Raw genomic sequence first — 19,433 nt, 5'->3', positions numbered from 1 at the left:
CTCTACCGATATTTTGACCCATAGACTGAGCTGCAATGAAGACTCCTCTTTCCTCCGTAGAGATTTGCGCTGGCGCTGGCGGACAAGCGCTCGGGCTTGAACGAGCCGGTTTCGCAATGCGCGCGGCCGTGGAACTAGACCACCATGCCGCGGCCACCCTTCGAGCCAACCGCCCCGAATGGAATGTCATCGAAGGTGATGTTCTTGACTTCGACATCAGCCCGTACTCAGATGATCTCGACCTTCTCGCCGGCGGCGTTCCATGTCCCCCGTTTTCAGTTGCGGGTAAACAACTTGGCCCTGAAGATGAGCGAGATCTCTTCCCCCGGGCGCTCCAGTTAGTCCGTACTGCTAACCCAAAAGCAGTCATGTTGGAGAACGTCCGTGGACTTTCCCAACCAAGATTTGCCGCATACAGAAGCGAACTCATTGCCGAACTCGAGGACATGGGATATGTCGTTTTTTGGGAGCTCATCACCGCAGCAGACTACGGATTAGCCCAGCTAAGGCCCCGATTCATCCTCGTAGCCCTTAGAGAAAGATTCCGCGACTTTTTTGCATGGCCTGCTCCGGTGGAACATAGCCTCACTGTTGGTGAAGCCCTTCGAGATCTGATGGCTGAAGGTGGGTGGCCCGGTGCCGCGAAGTGGGCCGAGAGAGCCCGCGGAATTGGCCCGACTTTGGTTGGTGGCAGCAAGAAACATGGCGGTCCAGACCTAGGTCCAACGCGAGCCCGAGAAGCATGGGCACGTCTCGGAGTTAAAGGATCGTCCATTGCAGAAGAAGCGCCTGGACCAGACTTTCCAGTTGATCCAGCCATTGAGATGCCACGACTGACGGTAAGGATGGGTGGTGTCCTTCAGGGTTTCCCAGCCGACTGGGATTGGCAGGGTGGCAAAACCGCTGCCTGGAAACAGGTTGGCAATGCGTTCCCGCCGCCGGTGGCAGAAGCGGTCGGAAAATCCATCGCCGCGGCGTTACGCACGGAAGACATTCCCAACGGTTCGATTCCTGCTACACCGGCACATCCGGACCAGGCATTACTGAAGGCTTGATGATGAATTCGAACACGCAACAGAATCGGTCGATACTTGCATCTGCCCGCGCCTCGCTACTCGAAGAATTGGTAGAAACCGGCACGTTATCCATTTCAACGTCGGGAGTTGCATCCAACGCCGATAGCAGCAGCAAGGCGAGCCGTGATATCGCGCTCCACATGGCACGCGCGCTCAACGCCCGCGTTGGAAACAAAATCGCCGGTCAATCTGCGGGCGCAATCTTCGAAAATGCTGTTGCAGGTTTTATCCGTGAATCCTTTCCGAAAATGCGATCCACCCGCCCGGGTAACTGGTGTGTACACACGGTTGGCAGTTCCAGACGAGGAAGCCACGTCGACCAATTCGAACCTTACCGGCACCTCGCAGACCTAGCCGACGCAGTTAATGAGACCCCTCAGCTCGCAGCGGCGTTAGGGAATTCCTACAGCATTAGCCCGGATATCTTAGTTTCTCGGGCCGCTTTATCCGACGATGAGCTCAACGCGGATGGCCTGTTGGTCGACTCGAGTACCGCACTGTCAAGCCCGATCCGGGCCGGAAACTGTAATCCTCCCGCCGAACTCTTACACGCAGTCATTAGCTGTAAGTTCACGATGCGCAGCGATAGGGCCCAAAACACTCGGGCTGAAGCGTTAAATCTCATCAGAAACAGAAAGGGTCGTGCGCCGCATATCGTCGCAGTTACTGCCGAGCCCCTACTGCCTCGAATCGCCTCACTCGCCCTCGGGACCGGCGACATTGACATGGTGTATCACGCAGCACTGCCAGAGCTTAAGGCGGCTGTAACCCAAGTGGGGTCTGAAGAAGCAAACGAGTTACTCGAAATGCTAACCAGTGGAAACAGGCTGAGGGACCTTACCGACCTCCCTCTTGACCTCCTCAATTAGTCCCTAAATCTGATTGGAGATCAGAAAGCGTGAACCCAGCAAGCAACCTCTACGAAATCTTTCTTCAATGGCGGACGCACTACGAGACTCTCAGCTACCCGAATCAAGAGGTCGCTGACTCTAGACGACTTCAAACCTTTAGCGAAGGAAATAGATCCGCTTGGGCATTACAGCGACAAGCAGTGCGTTGTCTAGACGGTATCGAAGCGATCATTAACCGAATGGACGAAGAGGGCGACGACGTTTCTAGTGAAAAGGCGTATTTTGTCGAATGGTGTGACGCAGTGTTCGCTTTTCCAGACGGTTGGAAGACAAAAGGCCACGGTGTCTCCGAACAAGCCCTCGTCTCCCTCGGAATGTTTCGGAATTCGGCAAAGCGTTTCGTGCCGGATGCGGGCCCTGATTTCTTGGAAGAGCTCCGCGCGTTGCTCGAAGATGAACCTTCGCTAACTCCACCGGCGGATCGCCCGTATCCTGCGGAATTATATGACTACTTCACCCGCGTGAAATTCCATTTAAAGGACTGTATCGATAACTACGAAGTAACTAATAGCTTCGACCTTTACCGTGCAGCCGAGAATTACAGAGCGGCAGTGTTCATGATGGCGAATGGCAATTTCGTAACAAACCCTGCCGATTGGGGGCGGTTCGCTGCCAAAACCTACGCCTTCGGATTCGCTCGTCGATTTGGGAATAAGTTTTTCGACGAAGCGACTAATCAATTGTCCCGCGAAACGGTCAGAGCACTTGGCGGGTGGGGACGGAAAATGATTGAGGCCCCACCAATTTCTTAATCCAGGGAGACTCTAGAGCTCAAAAGAGAAGCAGACAGCGTACTCCCCCACCTCCTCGGCGAAGGTAGCGTCGTGACAGGTGAAGATCACGGCCTGGCCGCGGCGCAAGCCGTCGGCGATGAGGGCGTGGGCGCGGTCGCGGGAGGGGGCGTCGAGGCCGACGTCGGGCTCGTCGAGAAGCACGAGCGGGCGGTTCTGGGCGAAGACCTGGGCGAGCTGAGCCAGCCGCAGGTGCGCGGCAGGCAGGTCGAGGGGGTGGGTTTCCGGATCGAGGCCGAGCGCGGCGACGGCGTCCGGGTCGCCGACGAACTCCCCCACCGTTGATTCGGCGAGTTGGTCGGCGGCGCGCTGCAGTGCGAGTGAGACGCCAAGAGCGAGCCCGGGGTTGCCGTCGAGGCCCGCCATCGCGCGCAGCAGTGTGGTTTTGCCGGCGCCGTTGTCGCCGCGCAGCCACACGGCCTGGCCGGGGCGCACGGTCAGGTGGATCGGGCCGGCGGTGAACTCCGGATCCTCGTGTGCGCGGAACTGCCACCACTTGCGGGGTTTTCCGCCGCGGGTGGCGGTGATCTCGCCGAGGTCGATCGGTTCCCCGGTGGGCGTCACGCGTGGGGGCAAGCTGGTTTCGTGGGTGGGGGGGTGAGGGAGACAGGATGCCGTCGATAAGCGAAAGCTTTGCTGCATCGAGGCGGGGCGGTTGCCGAGCACCACGATGCGCGACGGCAGGGCTTCGAGTAGGCGGATGATGTGGGTGGCGGAGGTGGGGTCGAGGCCGGCGAAGGGGTCGTCGAGAAGCAGGATGTCCGGCTCGAGGACCGCGACGGCCGCGATGGCCAGGCGGCGCGTCTGGCCGCCGGAGAGTTGTGCGGGGTGGCGCTCGGCGAGTTCGGTCAGGCCCGCGGCGCTGAGGATGCGCTCGCAGCGGCGCTGCATCTCTGGGATTGGTGTGCCGCGCTGCTCGAGGCCGAGCGCGACCTCCTCGATGACTGTGTCGCGCAGGTAGGACACGTGCGCGGTGGCGTCCTGCTGGACCACGGCGACGCCCGCCCACTCGTTGTGGGCCTGGGCGGCGAGGGTGGTCAGGCCCGCGCCGGAGTTGCCGATAACCTCGACGGTGCGGTGCTGGTCGTGTGTGTGTTGGAGCAGCGTTAGATCCATAGGACCACCGCCACGCAGATCAGTGGGATGAGGATGCGGGCGGCGCGCTGGGCTGGGCTGTCGTGGACCGGGCGCAGGACGGTGCGGGGGCCGGTGAGGTCGTAGCCTGCGGTTTCCAGCGCCTGGCCGCGGGCGCCGGCCTGCGTGAGCAGCTCCGTGAGCACGGGCATGATGAGGTGCGGGACGACTGTTTTGGCTTTGATCGGGCGCTGTTTAAGGCGGTTGGCGTCGCGGGTGATGCGCGCGCGGTTGGCACCCTGGGGTCCGAGCTGCAGCGTGGTGCCGGCGATGTAGCCGATGCGGTTGCCGCCTTTTGTGCTCTGCAGGGCCTTGGCCAGATCCGGAGTGCGCGTCCAGGCCACGGCCGCGAGCAGACACGCAACGAGCGCGGTGAAGCGGGCGGTGAGGTGGGCGGCGTCGGCAAGCCCGTCGGAGGTGATGAGCGGGGCGATGCGGTGCTCGCCGTAGGGCGCGTGGATGAGCACCATCGACGCGGCAACAGGTGCTGCGAGGAGCGCGGTGGCGGCCGCGACGGACGGGTTGCGGGTGCGCCATGTGCCAGCTGTCAGGGCGGCGGCGATGATGGCCAGCGAGGCTGACGGGGTGTTGATCCCCAGCGCCAGAATCCAGCCGGACGCGCCGATGACCAGGGCGGTCAGTGGGTTCAGGCGGGTCTGGGGCTGGGGCATGTTGGGTGGCTACTTGGACTGCTTGCTCTGCGGGGCGAACGCTGCGACGGTGCGGTTCGGCAGCGCCTTGACTGTGAAGAACGCCACCAGCATGACAATGACCTTGTCCACCGGGTCCGAGATGAACGCCTGGGTGGTCACGGACGCGATGAGCGAGCCGCCCATCTCGCGGAACAGGCTGACCAGCGCGCCGGTGCCCACACCGGCGGTGCCGCCGTAGACGTAGGCCGCGACCGGGGCGGCGACCATGCCGCCGATAAGCCCCAGTACCAGGCCGAAGCCGATCACGGTGGCGATGTTGCGCAGCGCGTTGAAGCGGTGGATGAACACGCCGGCCAGCCAGCCGATCAGCGCCGCACCCGCGGCGAACGGCAGCGCGGCCGGGTTGAGCAGGCCCCACACGACGTTGTTCAGCGCGCCGGTGGCCATGCCCGCGACCGGGCCGGCGAGCGCCGCGACGAGCACCGTGCCCACGGAATCCAGGTACAGCGGCAGGCCGATGGAGCCGACGATCTCGCCGACGACAGAGTTGATGATGATCGCAATCGGGATCAGCCCCAGCGTGCGCGCGGGCAGCGCCGGAATCACGGCGGCGAGCAGCAAGATGGTGCCGATGCCGTAGCCGGCCAGCAGCGCGATGCCTGGGCCGGAGCCGGTGACCTGGTCCCAGTCCGCCGGGTGGACCAGGACGAAGTACAGCCAGGTGGCGGCGATAAACAGGGCGCCTGCGACGGCGAGCGCGCGGCGGGCGGGGGTCCATTCGGCCTTCTGTGCGGCCTGCGTGGAAACGGTGTGTGACATGGAAACTCCGAGTGGTGTGCGGGGAGGAACGGGAAGTACAGCCCTCATCGCCTATGTCACCTCGGCTGGGCTATCGGTTCGGGAGTGTAGCAGGCGGAGGTCGCGAACCACCTAGTCGTCGGCACGCTGGTGGCGCAGCTCCACAATCTCGGCGTCGCCGGCGGCGACCTTCGCGTGCACCTCGCACGCCCACGTGAACCAGCCCCAGGCCAACTCGACGTCCGCGTCGGTGACCAGGCGCGCGTTGGGTTCGCGTTCCCAGATCCCGCGCAGGTCGGCCACGGAGGTGCCTCGCATGAGCTCGGAATCCGCCTCCACGGCGACGGTGGTGTCCTTCCAGGAGTACCCCACCAGCCCCAGCGCGATCAGCACAGTGAGCAGGTCGTGGATCTGCGCCTGATACCCCTCGCCCACATCCTCGTGGAACTCGAAGTAAAACCGCGTGATCGCCTCCAGGTGCTGCGCCACGGGGGAGCCGCCAAGCTTATCGACGAACTCCGCCAACGCCTCGGGATTGAGCACCATCCGCTCCGTCACGCCAAGCGAGCACAGCGTGATCGGGGTCTGTGCCATAGCGAACACGTCGGCGGCGGCATGCGGGTCCACCCAGAAGTTCCACTCCGCGCTCGGCGTGGTGTTGCCCGGGTAGTTCACCGCCCCGCCCATCACGGTGATGTGCTTGAGCTTTGCAAAGTGCTCCGGGTGGGCGTGCGCGAAGGCGGCCAAGTTGGTCAAAGGCCCGGTGACGATCAGGTGGAGGTCGTCGGTGCCGCGCTCGATGGAGTCGATCCACAGCGCGTCCCAGTCGTGCTCCACGTGGCGCTCGGGCGCTTGGGCGTAGCCGAGGCCGGTGTCGCCGTGGGTTTCCGGCGTGGTGGTCAGCTCCACCTCGAGAGGCTCCGGAATGCCGGCGGCAAGGGAGATGATGGGCAGCCCGCACTGCCCCAGGATCCAGGCGCCGTTTTGCGCGCATTGGTCGGCGGGGGCATTGCCGGAGGTCGTCGTTAGGCAATCGAGCTCAATGAGCCCCCCATGCGCCGCGGCGGTGAGGAAGATGATGGCGTAGGTGTCGTCGATGCCGGGGTCGCAGTCCAGGATGACTCTCACGGTTTCGTTTCCTTCCCGGCAACAAGCCAGATCACAAGCGTGGTGGCGCACACCGCGCCGCAGACGCCGAACGCGGCCTGGAAGCCCGCGGCCTCCGCGACGGCGCCGAGCAGCACCGGCGCGAGAATGGTGCCAGCGTCCTGCGTCATTTGGTACGCGGACAGCACTGTACCGCCAGAGCGCTCATTGCCGATGATGTCCGCGAGCGTGGCCTGGGTGGCGGGGCTCATCAGGCCCGCGCCGATGCCGGCCGCGGCGGAGAGCAGCACCAGCGGCCAGAAGCTGGTGGCGCCACCGAGGAGTGCCGTGAACACGCCTGAGGTGGCAAGACCCGCGGCGACCATCGGGCGGCGGCCGAGGCTGTCGGCGAGGCGGCCGGAGAACTGCAGGGTCACCGCCATGCCGAACGCGAAAGCGGTCAGCGCAAACCCGGCGGCCGCTCCCCCGCGCTCGAAGACGGCCGCGGCGAACAACGGCAAGATGGCCACGCGCGAGCCCATGTTGACAAAGCCGTTGGTAAACCCGGCGGCCAGCAGCGCCTTGTAGGTGGAGGTGTGCCACGCCTGGCGCACGCGCATCTTCGGCTTCGCTGCGGGCAGCGGGTCGGAGCCCGGCTTTGGCTGGGTCAGCGCGCCGACGGCGACCGCCGCGCCCGCGACCGCGAGGCCGTAAATGACAAACGGCGCGCGGAAGCCGAGGAAGGATAGCGCGGCGCCGATGATCGGGCCGACGACGTTGCCCACCAGAAACGCCGAGGCGTACAGCGCGTTGGCGCGCCCGCGGATGCTCGGGTGCGTCACCCGCACAATCAGCGCCTGGGCCGACAGCGTGAACATGGTCGAGCCGAAACCCGCGATAAACCGCAGCGCGAGGATCTGCCAGTACGCGTTCACAAACGCGACGAGGAAGGTCGCACCCGCGACGATGAGCAGGCCCGTGAGGTAGATCGGACGGGAGCCAAGCCTATCGACGAGCCAGCCCGCCCCCGGCGCCCCCAACAACCGAGCCAACGCGAAGATGGAGATCACCGCGCCGGCGGCAGCCATGGACACCCCGAAGCTGCCCGCGAACTGCGGGAGCACCGGGGCGATGAGCCCGTAGCCGAGGGCGATGATGAACGCGGCGCCGACAAGGACCCAGATCGTGCGCGGGATCTTCGGTTGAGTGCGGGGTGCTTGCTGGGTTGTGTGTTGTGTTGAGTTGTCGGCGTTCATTGCTGGTTAGAGTATATCGGCGGGTGGGGTGTTCCGATTTGCCAATGTGGCAAATAATTTCCACAAAGCAAAATCACCCCAGGTAGCAGGGTGCGTTTCGTTCATGTGTTCGAACGGGTGGGCTGTGGTGTCGGAGACTATTCGTAGTGTGTTCGCCATGAAGTTCAACACGAAGAATCCGCTGCGTAGCGTCAGCCGAATTGAGAAGTCCCACTCCCCCGCCTACACCCCGGAGGCCCTTGCCGAGGAGATCCGCGAGCGCCACCCCGCGATCATCGAGTCCGCCCAGGCCGTCATGCACCACCCGCGTTCCCTGTCCCGCCCCACCGCCACGTGGCGCCCGCCGGTGCTCACCCTACCGCGGGTGGCCAACGGACCTCAGCTGACGTTGGCTGTGACACGGCGCAGGGTCGGTCCACGGGCGCGGGCCCGGATACAGGGGTACGGAGGCGACCAAATCCCGGCGTACCTGGTCGAGGTCCGCATCGCCGACACCACCGGCAGCGTGGTTGACACCGTGCTCACCGAAGCGTGGGTGCGCGCGCTGATTCCAGAAGACTGCGCGCACGCGGTGCACGAACTGGCCGGCACGCGCACGGCGAACTACGTCTGGCTCGTCGACGGCACGTTCACCCCGGTCGCGTCGCCGTCGTCGATGTTCGAGGGGCTCAGCGCGGCCTAGCCGCGGGCGGCGTCGCTGCTGTCGTCCTCGTCGATGCCAGGGAGACCGTTATCCTCGTCGTCGTCTTCGTCGTCGAGGTCCTCATCATCGTCGTAGTCGACGTCGTCATCGTCGGCGAGGGTGTCGTCTTCGTCCTCGTCGTCCTGGCCGAACAGGTCGTAGACCTCCGGCTCGTCGAACTCGTCGTCCACGGGCAGCAGCTGCGATTCCCAGTCCTCGGCCTGGTCGGCGGCGAGCGAGAGCACGTCGAAAAGCCTGTCAAAGTCCGTGAAGCTGCCCAGCTCGAGCCGCTCGGCGTCGATGAGGGCCTCGTCGTGGATGGCGTCGAAGAGGCGGGCGCGGTCCTCCTCGGTCAGCTCCGCGTCGCCGTCGGACTCCCAGAGCTCGCCCTCGGCGTCGTCGAGCACGTCGTCGTAATCGTCCGGAAGCGCGATAAAGGTGACCTTGGCGTGCGGGGTGCCCTCGACGGTGTCGATGGTGACCAAAAGCTCTGCGTTCTCGCCCACCTCGGCGCGCACCTGCTGCGGGTTCAAGTGGTCCTGGAAGAACTCCAGGTCGCCGATGCGCTCGTCGGTGCCCTCCAGCAGGTCGCGCAGCACGGTGATCACCTGGTCGGTGGCCATGTGCTCCGCCACCGCGGCCACGGCGTCCTCCACGGAGAACACCACGGCTACCAGCACGGCCTCGAAGTCCTCGTCGTCCTCGTCCACGTCCGCGGCCGCGATGTAGACGTTGGCGGCCGGCAAGTGCGGATCGATCTCCACGAACTGGATCTCCAGCGCCGCCGTCATGGGCACGAACATGGTGTCGCCCCCCACGCGGGACTCGATGCCTTCGCGGTCGAGCGCCGCTGCGATGTCCTCGAAAAAGCTCATGTCGGTGGTTCCTTCCCAAGCTCGGCCACAACGGGCACAAGCCTAGCCACGAATGCTTACGCATGCGTGGCATTTCCCTCTCACCGCGGGGTTAGCTGTCGCCCCAGGACGGATGGGCGGCACCGAGCAGCGATGCGGCCGAATCCATCAGGTCCTGGCGGTGGATGCCCCACTCGCGCATGTCAAAGCCCTCCCACGCCCTGCGCTGCGACGCCTTCGGGTCCCACTCCACCCGCATGCCGGCGTCGAACACGGCCGTCGCGCGGCCCGGCCTGTCGTCGGCACGGAAGCCGTAGACCGGCCACTCCTCGCCCGGCGCGCCGGTGTGGAAGAACTGCCCCCAGTGGTGCTGCATCACCCGGCTGACCTCAGTGAACGCCTCAGATCCGCCGAAGACGTCCCAGCGCGAGGCCTTCGTGGCGTTCGGTTCGCCGAACACCGCGCCCAGATCGGCGGTGTGCATCGCGCCCAAGCCCAGCATGCGCATCGCGGCAGACGCGTGGTCGAAGCGGTACATCCACGTGCTCGCCTTCCTGCGGTGTGCGGTGGCCAGGATCACCGTCGGCGCCCAGAACACTGCATCCGCGATGAGGTCGGCATAGTCGCCGCGCTCCCCGGCGTAGTCGTAGGCGCGCAGTACCGACTGGGCGTTGTCCGGGTCGAACGCCTCCAGCGCCCGGCGCGCCGCCCGCTGGCGAGTCTTCGTGGTTTGGTAGATCGCCTTGGCAAAACTCGCCTCGTCCGAGTTGGTGCCCACGATCAGCGGCACCGCTGCCTGCTCGCCCGCCTCGAAGGTGTCGATGGGGTGCGCGGTGAGCGTCTCCCCGTCCACGGTGGGCATGAAGCTGGTGTTCAGCTGCACCAGTTCCTTGGTGTTCAACAGCATGGATTGCCCGGCGCGCACGAGTTCCTCGGCGCTGGTCTCGCGCAGATCGGCGAGCGTGGTCGTGCGCGGCAGGCCCATCCGGTTGACCAGTTCGCGCACCCACATGGCCGCCTGCAGGCGCGAATGCACGCTGGCCGGCGGCGGGGATTGGGCCACCGCGCCGTGGAACAGCCCGTGTGCCGAGGGCGAGCACATCAGGTGCACGACGGCCGCCCCGCCGGCGGATTCGCCCATGATGGTCACCCGGTTCGGATCCCCGCCGAAGTTGGTGATGTTCGCGCGCACCCACTCCAGCGCAAGGATCTGGTCCAAAAGCGCGGGCGTGGCCACGCAGTCGTGGCCGAGCGAGCGGAAGTCCAAATACCCCAGCACGCCAAGGCGGAAGTTCACGGAGACGTAGACGACCTGCGTGGCGTCGGCAAGCAAATGCCCCTGGAGCACCTTCTCGTTGCTGGCGCCGGTGACAAAGGTGCCGCCGTGGAAGTAGACCACCACCGGCAGCTCCTCGTCGGTGTCGGGGCGCACGATGTCCAAGGTCAGACAGTCCTCGGTGCCGATGACGGCGTCGCGCCAGCCGAAGGTGCCCTGCATGGCGGGCGGGGCGAACCGTGAGGCGTCGTAAAGCCCCTGCCACTTCTGCGCCGGCTGCGGGGCGCGGAACCGGCCCGTACTCGCGGTGGAGGCGCCGAACGGCACGCCGCGCCAGGTGCGCATGCCGGAACGCGCATCCACCACGCCGCGGACCTTGCCCGCGGTGGTGTCTGCGACAGGGTGCTCGGCGGCAGTCATGGTTTCAAGCGTAGACGGATGCGCGCGAAGTCCAACTATGCTTGACCGACGTAAATCAGACCATTAACGAAAGAGCACACGATGTTTGGCAACAAGAAAAAGAACCAGGACCTCGCCGTCCGTCAAGAGATCGAGGAAGCGCTGCGCGAAGACCCGACGCAGTTAGAAAAGGACGCCGGCCCGCTGGGGCGCGCGTTTATCGGCGCGGTGGATAAGGCTGTTCAGATGCAGACCTCCACCATCCGCACCTACGTGAACTGGCTGCGCCGCCAGAACCCGGAGGCCACGCCTGCGGAGATTCAGAATCTTATGGACGAGCACCTGAAAAACACCGTCACCGGCACCGGCGCGGGCGTGGGTGCCGCAGCCGCCGTGCCCGGCATCGGCCTGTTTACCGGCGCGGCCGCAGTGGCGGGCGAATCTGTGCTGTTTTTGGACCTCGCCGCGTTCTACGCCGTGGCATCCGCCTACCTACGCGGCGAGGACATCGAGGACCCGGAGCGCCGCCGCGCGCTCGTGCTCTCGCTGCTGATGGGCGCGAAGGGCCTGGCGATTGTGGACGCCATGCTTGGCGACGACGCCGGCAAGATCCCCGGCAAGTCCACCCTGACCAAATTCTCCGGCCCGACCCTGTCCAACACCAACAACGTGCTGCAGCGCATCGCCATGCGCTCCATGCGCAAGTCCCAGCGTCGCGCGTGGCTGGGCAAGCTCATGCCACTGGGCATCGGCGCGGTCGCCGGCACCACCGCCAACCGCAAGCTGGCCGACGGCGTGATCGGCAACGTCCAGTCCGGCCTCGGCGCTGTGCCGGCCGGTTTTGCCACCCCGCTGCCGGACAGAGACACCGACGAAGAAGACGGCAAGGGCCTGAGCCTGAACCCGAAGGACTTCGCCGCTTGGATCCTGCGCCAGTTCAAGGACGAGGACAAGGACGGCGACAACAATTAACCCCCTGCTCACCAGATCCCTTCGCGCCAACCGGCCCGCAGCCGTCGCCGCCTTTGCCGCCGCCACGCTCGCCGCCGTGTTCCAGACGGCGGTGCCGGCGCTGACCGGCCACGCGGTGGACATCGCCACCGGCAACGCGGAAGGATCGGTGACGCGCACCGCGTGGGCGATGGTCGCCGTCGCCGCGGCCACCTACGCGTTAAGCTTCACCCGCCGCGTCACGTCGGGCCGGCTGGCATCCAGCTCCCAGCACTGGCTGCGCACCGAAATCCTGCGCACGCTGCACCGCCTGGACGGGCCGGGCCAGGACACGATCGTCACCGGGCAGATCGTCTCGCGCTCCATTTCGGACCTGAACCAGTACCACATGGTGTTGGCCAACCTGCCCATGCTGCTCACGCGTGTGGTGCAGCTCGCGCTCACCCTTGCGGTGATGCTGTGGATGGACATCCCGCTGACCCTGATGTCGCTTGCGCTGTTGCCGCTGATCCTCTGGGAGGCCAACCGCTCGCGCAAGACGCTCTACGCCGCCACGTGGGTGAACCAGCACGCCACGGCGGAGCTGGCGGAGCACGTCGAGCAGACCGTCTCCGGCGTGCGCGTGGTCAAAGCGTTCGGCCAGGAGCAGCGCGAGATCGACCAGCTGGATCAGCTTGGCCGCCACCTCTACGCGGTGAAGATGCGCGCGGCGAAGCTCACGGCGCGCTTCCAGCCGGTGCTCTCCCAGCTGCCCAAGGTGGCACTCGTGGTCACCATCATCGCCGGCGGCATGCTGGCCATCCGCGGGCAGATCACCATCGGCCAGTTCGTGGCGTTCACGGCGTATTTGACCTCCATGACGTCGATGATGTCCATGCTGACCAACCAGTACGTGCGCCTGCAGATGGGCATGAGCTCCTTCGACCGCCTCGACGATGTGCTCAAGCTCGCCCCCGCCACCGAACCCGCCGCAGCCCCCGCGACCGGGAGCGGCCTGCGCTTCAACGACGTGCACTTTTCCACCGGCGGCAACCCCGTCCTCAACGGCTTCACCCTCACCGTCCGCTCGGGCGAAACGGTCGCGCTCGTCGGCCCGCCCGGCGCGGGCAAAACCATGGCTGTCCAGCTCGCGGGCGGCTTCTACCAGCCGGATTCCGGGAGCGTGGAGCTTCTCAACGGCTCCGCCTCCCCCGCCGCGCTGCGCCAGAAGGTCCTGTGCGTGTTCGACGAGGCGTTTTTGTTCTCCTCCTCCGTGCGCGAAAACATTGCCATGGGTACTCACCTCCCGCCGGATCAGCTCGACGCCGCTGTGAGCGAGGCAGCGCGCCTGGCCTGCGCCGACGAGTTCATCGAGCGCCTGCCCGACGGCTACGACACCGAAGTCGGCGAGCGCGGCCTGACGCTGTCCGGCGGGCAGCGCCAACGCATCGCGCTAGCCCGCGCGCTCATGGCGAAGCCGGAGGTGCTCGTGCTCGACGACGCCACCAGCGCCATCGACGCCGTCACCGAATCCCGCATCCTGGGCAACCTGCGCGAGGAGCTCACAGACGTCGCGGTGCTCACCGTCGCGCACCGTCAGTCCACCGTGGACCACGCAGATCAGGTTGCGGTGGTGCGCGGCGGAGCCGTCGTCAAGTGTGGCCCCCGCGATGAGATCATGGAAAGCCCGGAGTACCTCGCCACCATGTCTGCGGACACCCCGACGGAGCTGCCCGCGGCCCCGACGCGCGCCGAGCTGTGGCCCGAGGTCACCGAGCCCGAGCGCGAGCGCGTGATCGTGCCCACCACCGGTCGCGCGTCCACGGTCAACGCCACCCCGGAGCTGCTCGCCCGGGTGGAGAAACTCCCGGAGGCCACCGAGCAGCCGGATTTGAGCGCCGAGCGCCTGGAGCAGCTTCGCACCCCATCCAGCGACTTCCACGTGCGCGACCTGTTCCGCGCGGTGCGCTGGCTCATCGCCGGCACCGTGGCGCTGCTGGTGGTCGGCGTGCTGGCGGACCTCGCGTTTCCCACCCTCGTGCGCGCGGCCGTGGACCGCGGCATCGCTAACTCGGACCAGGCCAGCCTGATCTACACCGGGCTGATCGCGCTCGGTGTGGTGGCGGTGGCGTGGGCGTCCATGACCGTGATGACGGTGCTGTCCTCGCGCTCCGGCGAGCGCCTCCTCTACGGCCTGCGCCTGCGCTCGTACGCCCACCTGCAGCAGCTGGGCTTGAGCTACTTCGAGTCGCGCCTGTCCGGCAAGATCATGACGCGCATGACCACGGACATCGACACCCTGTCCAGCTTCCTGCAAACCGGGCTGGCCCAAGCCATCGTCGCCGTCGGCTCGCTTGCCGGCGTGACGGTGATGCTGGTGGCCACCGACGGCCAACTCGCGCTCGTCGCGTTCGCCGCCGTGCCCGTCATCGCGCTGGCCACCTGGGGCTTCCGGCACTTCTCCAAGCGCTTCTACGCCGCCGCGCGTGCGCAGATCTCCGCGGTCAACGGCGAGTTCGCGGAGCTCATCGGCGGCATCCGCGTCACCCAGACCCACCTCGCCCAAGACCATTTCGAGTCGCGCTTTGCTCAGATGAGCGACGAATACCGCCGCATCCGCATGAACTCTGTGCGCCTGGTGGGTCTGTACTTCCCCGGCATGCAGTTCGTCTCCCAGGTCATGACCGCGGTGATCATCGGCGTCGGCGCCACCCGCATCGCGGACGGCACGCTGTCGGTCGGTGTGCTCGTCGCGTTCACCATGTATTTGAGCCAGCTCTACGGCCCGATCCAGCAGCTCGGCCAAATCTTCGACTCCTGGCAGCAAGCCACCGTCAGCTTCGACCGCATCCGCGAACTGCTCGACGAGCGCACCACCGTCCCCGACACCGGCACCCGCCCCGGTGCGCACACCGCCGCGTCCGGGGAGCTTTCGCTTAACGACGTCACCTTCGGCTACTCGCCGGATTCAGAGCCAGTCATCGACGGCATGGATTTGTCCCTTTCGCCCGGCTCCACCGTGGCACTCGTTGGTCCGACGGGGGCGGGCAAGTCGACCGTCGTCAAGCTGCTGGCCCGCTTCTACGCCCCGGTGGAAGGTGCCGTGCGCGCGTCGGGGACGAACATCGCCGAGTTCCCGCTCGCGGAGTGGCGGCGCGCGCTCGCGCAGGTGCCGCAGGAGTCCTACCTCTTCCCCGGCACCGTCGCAGACAACATCGCCTACGGCGCCGCCGGAGCCACGGACGCCGAGGTGCAGGCCGCGGTGGAGCGCATCGGTGCCCTCGGCGTCATCGGCACGATCCCCGGCGGCTTCAACGCGCGCGTCGGCGAACGCGGCCGGGGCCTAAGCTCCGGGCAGCGCCAAATCATCGCGCTTGCCCGCGCCGAAATGCTCACACCCGCGGTGCTGCTTCTCGACGAAGCCACGGCCACCCTCGACCCCGCCACCGAACGCGCTGTGCTCGACGCCTCCGACAAGGCGATGGCGGGGCGCACCTCCGTCGTCGTCGCGCACCGCCTTGCCACAGCCGCGCGGGCGGACCGCATACTCGTGATTGATGAAGGACGTATCATTGAAGACGGTTGCCACGAGGACCTCATCTCCGCAGGCGGAAGATATGCCCATATGTGGGCTGTTAACCGATAACGGGGGTGAAACGTAGGTCCCCCGTGGAGAGGAACAACCCAAGTTAGCGCGTTACCAGCGCCGACGATTACAGTCAAAGAAACGTTCCGCGAACACAACCCAGAAGGAAGGCGAGAACCTGCCGTGAGCAGCGAAAACACGTTCGGCCAGAACAGCTGGCTGGTTGACGAGATGTTCCAGCAGTACAAGGACGACCCCAACTCGGTGGACGCCGAATGGCGCGAACTCTTCGAGAACAAGGGCGCTCCGAAGACCGCGAAGGGCACCCCCAACGTCACCCCTTCCGACGAGAGCGCAAGCACTCCGAAGACTGACCCGAAGGTCTCCCGCACCACCGGCGCACCGAGCCAGGACGGCCGCGAGACCAAGGTGGACGAGGCAGCAGCCAAGGTCGCTGCGAAGCCGAAGCGCCCCGCGGCCCCGGCGAAGTCCTCACCGCTGGACAAGGTCAACCAGGTCGAGGCTGAGCCTGGCGAGTTCCAGCTCAAGGGCGCTTTCAAGGCCATTGCCAAGAACATGAACGAGTCGCTCGAGGTGCCGACCGCGACCACCGTGCGCGACATGCCGGTCAAGCTCATGTTTGAAAACCGCGCGCTGATCAACGACCACCTCAAGCGCACCCGCGGCGGCAAGGTCTCCTTCACCCACATCCTGGGCTACGCCATTGTCCTGGCCACCAAGCTGCACCCGGACATGAACAAGAACTACAAGGAGGACGGCAACAAGTCCTTCGCGGTGCAGCCGGAGCACATCAACCTCGGCCTGGCCATCGACCTGCCAGGCAAGAACGGCTCCCGCTCCCTGGTCGTCGCCGCCATCAAGGAGTGCGAGAACAAGTCCTTCAACGAGTTCGTCGAGGCGTACGAGGACATCGTCGCCCGCGCCCGCGACGGCAAGCTCACCATGGACGACTTCTCGGGCGTGACCATCCAGCTGACCAACCCGGGCGGCATCGGCACCCGCCACTCCATCCCGCGCCTGACCAAGGGCCAGGGCACCATCGTCGGCGTCGGCGCAATGGACTACCCGGCGGAGTTCGCCGGCGCCTCCGAGGACCGCCTCGCCGAGCTCGGCGTGGGCAAGCTGGTCACCCTGACCTCCACCTACGACCACCGCGTCATCCAGGGCGCGGAGTCCGGCGAGTTCCTGCGCGACATCTCCCAGCTGATCATCGACGACAAGTTCTGGGACGAGATCTTCCGCTCCCTGCAGATCCCCTACGCTCCGCTGCGCTGGGCACAGGACGAGCCGAACACCGGCATCAACAAGGACACCCGCGTCATGCAGCTGATCGAGGCGTATCGCTCCCGCGGCCACCTCATCGCCGACACCAACCCGCTGCACTGGCACCAGCCGGGCCTGCCCAAGCCGGACTCCCGCGACCTGCTCATGGAAACCCACGGCCTGACCCTGTGGGACCTGGACCGCGTCTTCCACGTCGGCGGCTTCGGCGGCAAGGAGCAGATGACCCTGCGCGAGGTCATGTCCCGCCTGCGCGCCGCCTACACCCTCAAGGTGGGCACCGAGTACTCCCACATCATGGACCGCGACGAGCGCGAGTGGCTGCGCGACCGTGTCGAGGCCGGCATGCCCAAGCCGACCGGCCCGGAGCAGAAGTACATCCTGCAGAAGCTCAACGCCGCAGAGGCCTTCGAGAACTTCCTGCAGACCAAGTACCTCGGCCAGAAGCGCTTCTCCCTCGAGGGCGCCGAGACCCTGATCCCGCTGATGGACGCCATCATCGACACCGCGGCTGGCCAGGGCCTGGAAGAGGTCGTCATCGGTATGCCGCACCGCGGCCGCCTGAACGTGCTGTTCAACATCGTGGGCAAGCCGGTTGCCACCATCTTCAACGAGTTCGAAGGCAACATGCGCGCAGCCCAGCAGGGCGGCTCCGGCGACGTGAAGTACCACCTCGGCTTCGAGGGCGAGCACATCCAGATGTTCGGTGACGGCGAGATCAAGGTCTCCCTGGCCGCCAACCCGTCCCACCTTGAGGCCGTGGACCCGGTCCTGGTGGGCATGGCGCGCGCCAAGGAAGACCAGATCAAGCTTGCCAAGGGCCGCGAGGACCACCCGGTCGTGCCGCTGATGCTGCACGGCGACGCTTCCTTCACCGGCCTGGGCATCGTCCAGGAGACTCTGAACCTGTCCCGCCTGCCGGGCTACACCGTCGGCGGCGCCATCCACATCGTGGTGAACAACCAGATCGGCTTCACCACCACCCCGGACTCCGGCCGTTCCTCCTACTACGCCACCGACCTGGCCAAGGGCTTCGACTGCCCGGTGTTCCACGTCAACGGCGACGACCCGGAGGCCGCCGCATGGGTTGCCCAGCTGGCCACCGAGTACCGCCGCGAGTTTGGCAAGGACGTCTTCATCGACCTGATCTGCTACCGCCTGCGCGGCCACAACGAGGCCGACGACCCGACGGTGACCCAGCCGGTCATGTACGACCGCATCAACTCCCACCCGTCGGTGCGCACCCGCTACACGCAGGACCTCATCGGCCGCGGCGACATTACCGAGGAAGACGCTGAGAAGGCAGCACAGGACTTCCACGACCAGCTGGATTCCGTCTTCTCCGACGTCAAGGCGGAGAAGGGCCAGCCGAGCGAGCAGACCGGCATCACCGAGTCGCAGGAGCTCACCCGCGGCCTGGACACGAACATCTCCGAGGAGCAGTTCAAGCGCCTCGCCGACGCGTACGCGAACCTGCCGGAGGACTTCACGCCGAACAAGCGCCTGAAGTCCGTGCTGAAGAAGCGCGGCGGCTCGTTTACCGACGGCGACATCGACTGGGGCTGGGGCGAGCTGCTCGCCTTCGGTTCCCTGGCGGAGCAGGGCAAGTTTGTCCGCCTCGCCGGCGAGGATTCCCAGCGCGGCACCTTCACCCAGCGCCACGCGGTGCTGTACAACCCGGACAACGCCGAGCCGTACAACCCGCTGGACCACAACGCGCAGGAAAACGGCGACGGCGGCCACTTCCAGGTGTTCAACTCCGCCCTGACCGAGTACGCCGGCATGGGCTTCGAGTACGGCTACACCCTGGGCAACAAGGAAGCCGTGGTGGCCTGGGAGGCGCAGTTCGGCGACTTCGCCAACGGCGCGCAGACCATCATCGACGAGTACCTGTCCTCCTCCGAGACCAAGTGGGGCGAGCTGTCCTCGCTGGTTGCGCTGCTGCCGCACGGCTACGAGGGCCAGGGCCCGGACCACTCCTCCGCCCGCATCGAACGCTACCTGCAGCTCGTGGCGGAAGGTTCCATGACCATCGCTCAGCCGTCCACCCCGGCAAACCACTTCCACCTGCTGCGCCGCCAGGCGCTCGGCGAGATGAAGCGACCGCTGATCGTCTTCACGCCGAAGTCCATGCTGCGCAACAAGGCGGCTGTCTCGCAGCCGGCTGACTTCATCGAGGTGGAGCGCTTCCAGTCCGTCATCGACGACCCGAACTTCGTCGAGCGCGGCAACAAGAAGATCGGCGACACCGACAAGGTCACCACCATCTTGCTGTGCTCCGGCAAGATCTACTGGGAGCTGGCGAAGAAGAAGGAGAAGGACGGCCGCGACGACATCGCGATCATCCGCGTGGAGATGCTCCACCCGATCCCCTTCAACCGCCTCTCGGATGCGTTCAAGAACTACCCGAACGCCAAGGAGATCCGCTGGGTCCAGGACGAGCCGGCAAACCAGGGCGCATGGCCGTTCTACAACGAGCACCTGCGCACCCTGATCCCGGACATGCCGGAGATGGTCCGCGTGTCCCGCCGCGCCCAGTCCACCACCGCAACCGGTGTGGCCAAGGTGCACCAGCAGGAGGAGAAGCAGCTGCTCGAGGAGGCATTTGCAAAGTAGCTTGACGACGGAGCACGTCACCGCGCTCCCCCACAAGCGCTAGGGCCCCAGGGTTGACCCCGGGGCCCTTCCTCGTGCCTGGT

At 65.9% G+C, this 19,433-nt stretch carries 14 protein-coding genes; 7 read left to right on the top strand and 7 right to left on the bottom strand.

Annotated features, from left to right (window positions below):
* Positions 1–35 precede the first annotated feature (35 nt).
* The 3 genes from H0193_RS01195 to H0193_RS01185 are packed head-to-tail and all read left to right on the top strand — an operon-like array spanning position 36 to position 2,739.
* Entirely contained in the window at positions 36–1,055 is a 1,020-nt protein-coding gene (locus tag H0193_RS01195; protein ID WP_181888197.1) for a DNA cytosine methyltransferase, read from the top strand.
* Positions 1,055–1,945 carry an NgoMIV family type II restriction endonuclease gene (locus H0193_RS01190; RefSeq protein ID WP_236883395.1) on the top strand — a complete coding sequence of 297 codons (891 nt, stop codon included), beginning with the start codon at positions 1,055–1,057 and terminating at the stop codon, positions 1,943–1,945. Before H0193_RS01195 ends, H0193_RS01190 begins: the two co-directional genes overlap by 1 nt.
* A gap of 29 nt (positions 1,946–1,974) precedes the next feature.
* On the top strand, positions 1,975–2,739 hold the full coding sequence (locus tag H0193_RS01185) for a hypothetical protein (RefSeq protein WP_181888196.1): 765 nt from the start codon (positions 1,975–1,977) through the stop codon (positions 2,737–2,739).
* 12 nt (positions 2,740–2,751) lie between these two features.
* Here H0193_RS01185 and H0193_RS01180 read toward each other — a convergent pair whose 3' ends face one another.
* From H0193_RS01180 to H0193_RS01160, 5 genes are all read right to left on the bottom strand, one after another.
* Complete coding sequence (locus tag H0193_RS01180; RefSeq protein ID WP_181888195.1) at positions 2,752–3,894, bottom strand: ATP-binding cassette domain-containing protein; 1,143 nt, start codon at positions 3,892–3,894, stop codon at positions 2,752–2,754.
* A complete protein-coding gene (locus tag H0193_RS01175; RefSeq protein WP_181888194.1) occupies positions 3,885–4,583 on the bottom strand; it encodes an energy-coupling factor transporter transmembrane component T family protein in 699 nt (232 codons plus the stop codon). Before H0193_RS01175 ends, H0193_RS01180 begins: the two co-directional genes overlap by 10 nt.
* Positions 4,584–4,592: 9 nt before the next feature.
* On the bottom strand, positions 4,593–5,384 hold the full coding sequence (locus H0193_RS01170) for an ECF transporter S component (protein ID WP_236883394.1): 792 nt from the start codon (positions 5,382–5,384) through the stop codon (positions 4,593–4,595).
* Positions 5,385–5,495: 111 nt separating this feature from the next.
* Positions 5,496–6,491: a nucleoside hydrolase gene (locus H0193_RS01165; protein WP_181888193.1), complete on the bottom strand. Its 996-nt coding sequence runs from the start codon at positions 6,489–6,491 to the stop codon at positions 5,496–5,498.
* A complete protein-coding gene (locus tag H0193_RS01160; RefSeq protein WP_181888192.1) occupies positions 6,488–7,705 on the bottom strand; it encodes an MFS transporter in 1,218 nt (405 codons plus the stop codon). The genes H0193_RS01165 and H0193_RS01160 overlap by 4 nt, the downstream gene beginning before the upstream one ends.
* Before the next feature lie 157 nt (positions 7,706–7,862).
* Between H0193_RS01160 and H0193_RS01155 the strand changes: the two genes are divergently transcribed.
* Positions 7,863–8,387: a hypothetical protein gene (locus H0193_RS01155; RefSeq protein WP_236883393.1), complete on the top strand. Its 525-nt coding sequence runs from the start codon at positions 7,863–7,865 to the stop codon at positions 8,385–8,387.
* On the opposite strand, the gene H0193_RS01150 is transcribed toward H0193_RS01155, so the two are convergent.
* Together H0193_RS01150 and H0193_RS01145 are read right to left on the bottom strand one after the other, a co-directional pair.
* Positions 8,384–9,262, bottom strand: a complete 879-nt coding sequence (locus tag H0193_RS01150) for a hypothetical protein (protein ID WP_181888191.1) — start codon at positions 9,260–9,262, stop codon at positions 8,384–8,386. The genes H0193_RS01155 and H0193_RS01150 overlap by 4 nt on opposite strands.
* Before the next feature lie 91 nt (positions 9,263–9,353).
* A complete protein-coding gene (locus H0193_RS01145) occupies positions 9,354–10,937 on the bottom strand; it encodes a carboxylesterase/lipase family protein (protein WP_181888190.1) in 1,584 nt (527 codons plus the stop codon).
* Positions 10,938–11,018: 81 nt separating this feature from the next.
* On the opposite strand from H0193_RS01145, the gene H0193_RS01140 reads away from it, so the two are divergent.
* The 3 genes from H0193_RS01140 to H0193_RS01130 all read left to right on the top strand — a co-directional run bounded on the left by H0193_RS01140 (position 11,019) and on the right by H0193_RS01130 (position 19,350).
* On the top strand, positions 11,019–11,888 hold the full coding sequence (locus H0193_RS01140; RefSeq protein WP_181888189.1) for a hypothetical protein: 870 nt from the start codon (positions 11,019–11,021) through the stop codon (positions 11,886–11,888).
* Positions 11,884–15,492 carry an ABC transporter transmembrane domain-containing protein gene (locus H0193_RS01135; RefSeq protein ID WP_181889558.1) on the top strand — a complete coding sequence of 1,203 codons (3,609 nt, stop codon included), beginning with the start codon at positions 11,884–11,886 and terminating at the stop codon, positions 15,490–15,492. Before H0193_RS01140 ends, H0193_RS01135 begins: the two co-directional genes overlap by 5 nt.
* A 123-nt stretch (positions 15,493–15,615) precedes the next feature.
* A complete protein-coding gene (locus H0193_RS01130) occupies positions 15,616–19,350 on the top strand; it encodes a multifunctional oxoglutarate decarboxylase/oxoglutarate dehydrogenase thiamine pyrophosphate-binding subunit/dihydrolipoyllysine-residue succinyltransferase subunit (protein ID WP_181888188.1) in 3,735 nt (1,244 codons plus the stop codon).
* The last annotated feature ends 83 nt before the right edge of the window (positions 19,351–19,433 follow it).

The sequence above is a fragment of the Corynebacterium haematomassiliense genome, assembly GCF_013978595.1.
Lineage (GTDB): Bacteria > Actinomycetota > Actinomycetes > Mycobacteriales > Mycobacteriaceae > Corynebacterium > Corynebacterium lehmanniae.
The sequence above is the reverse complement of the archived record's forward strand: the minus strand, read 5'-3'. Positions and strand labels throughout refer to the sequence as shown.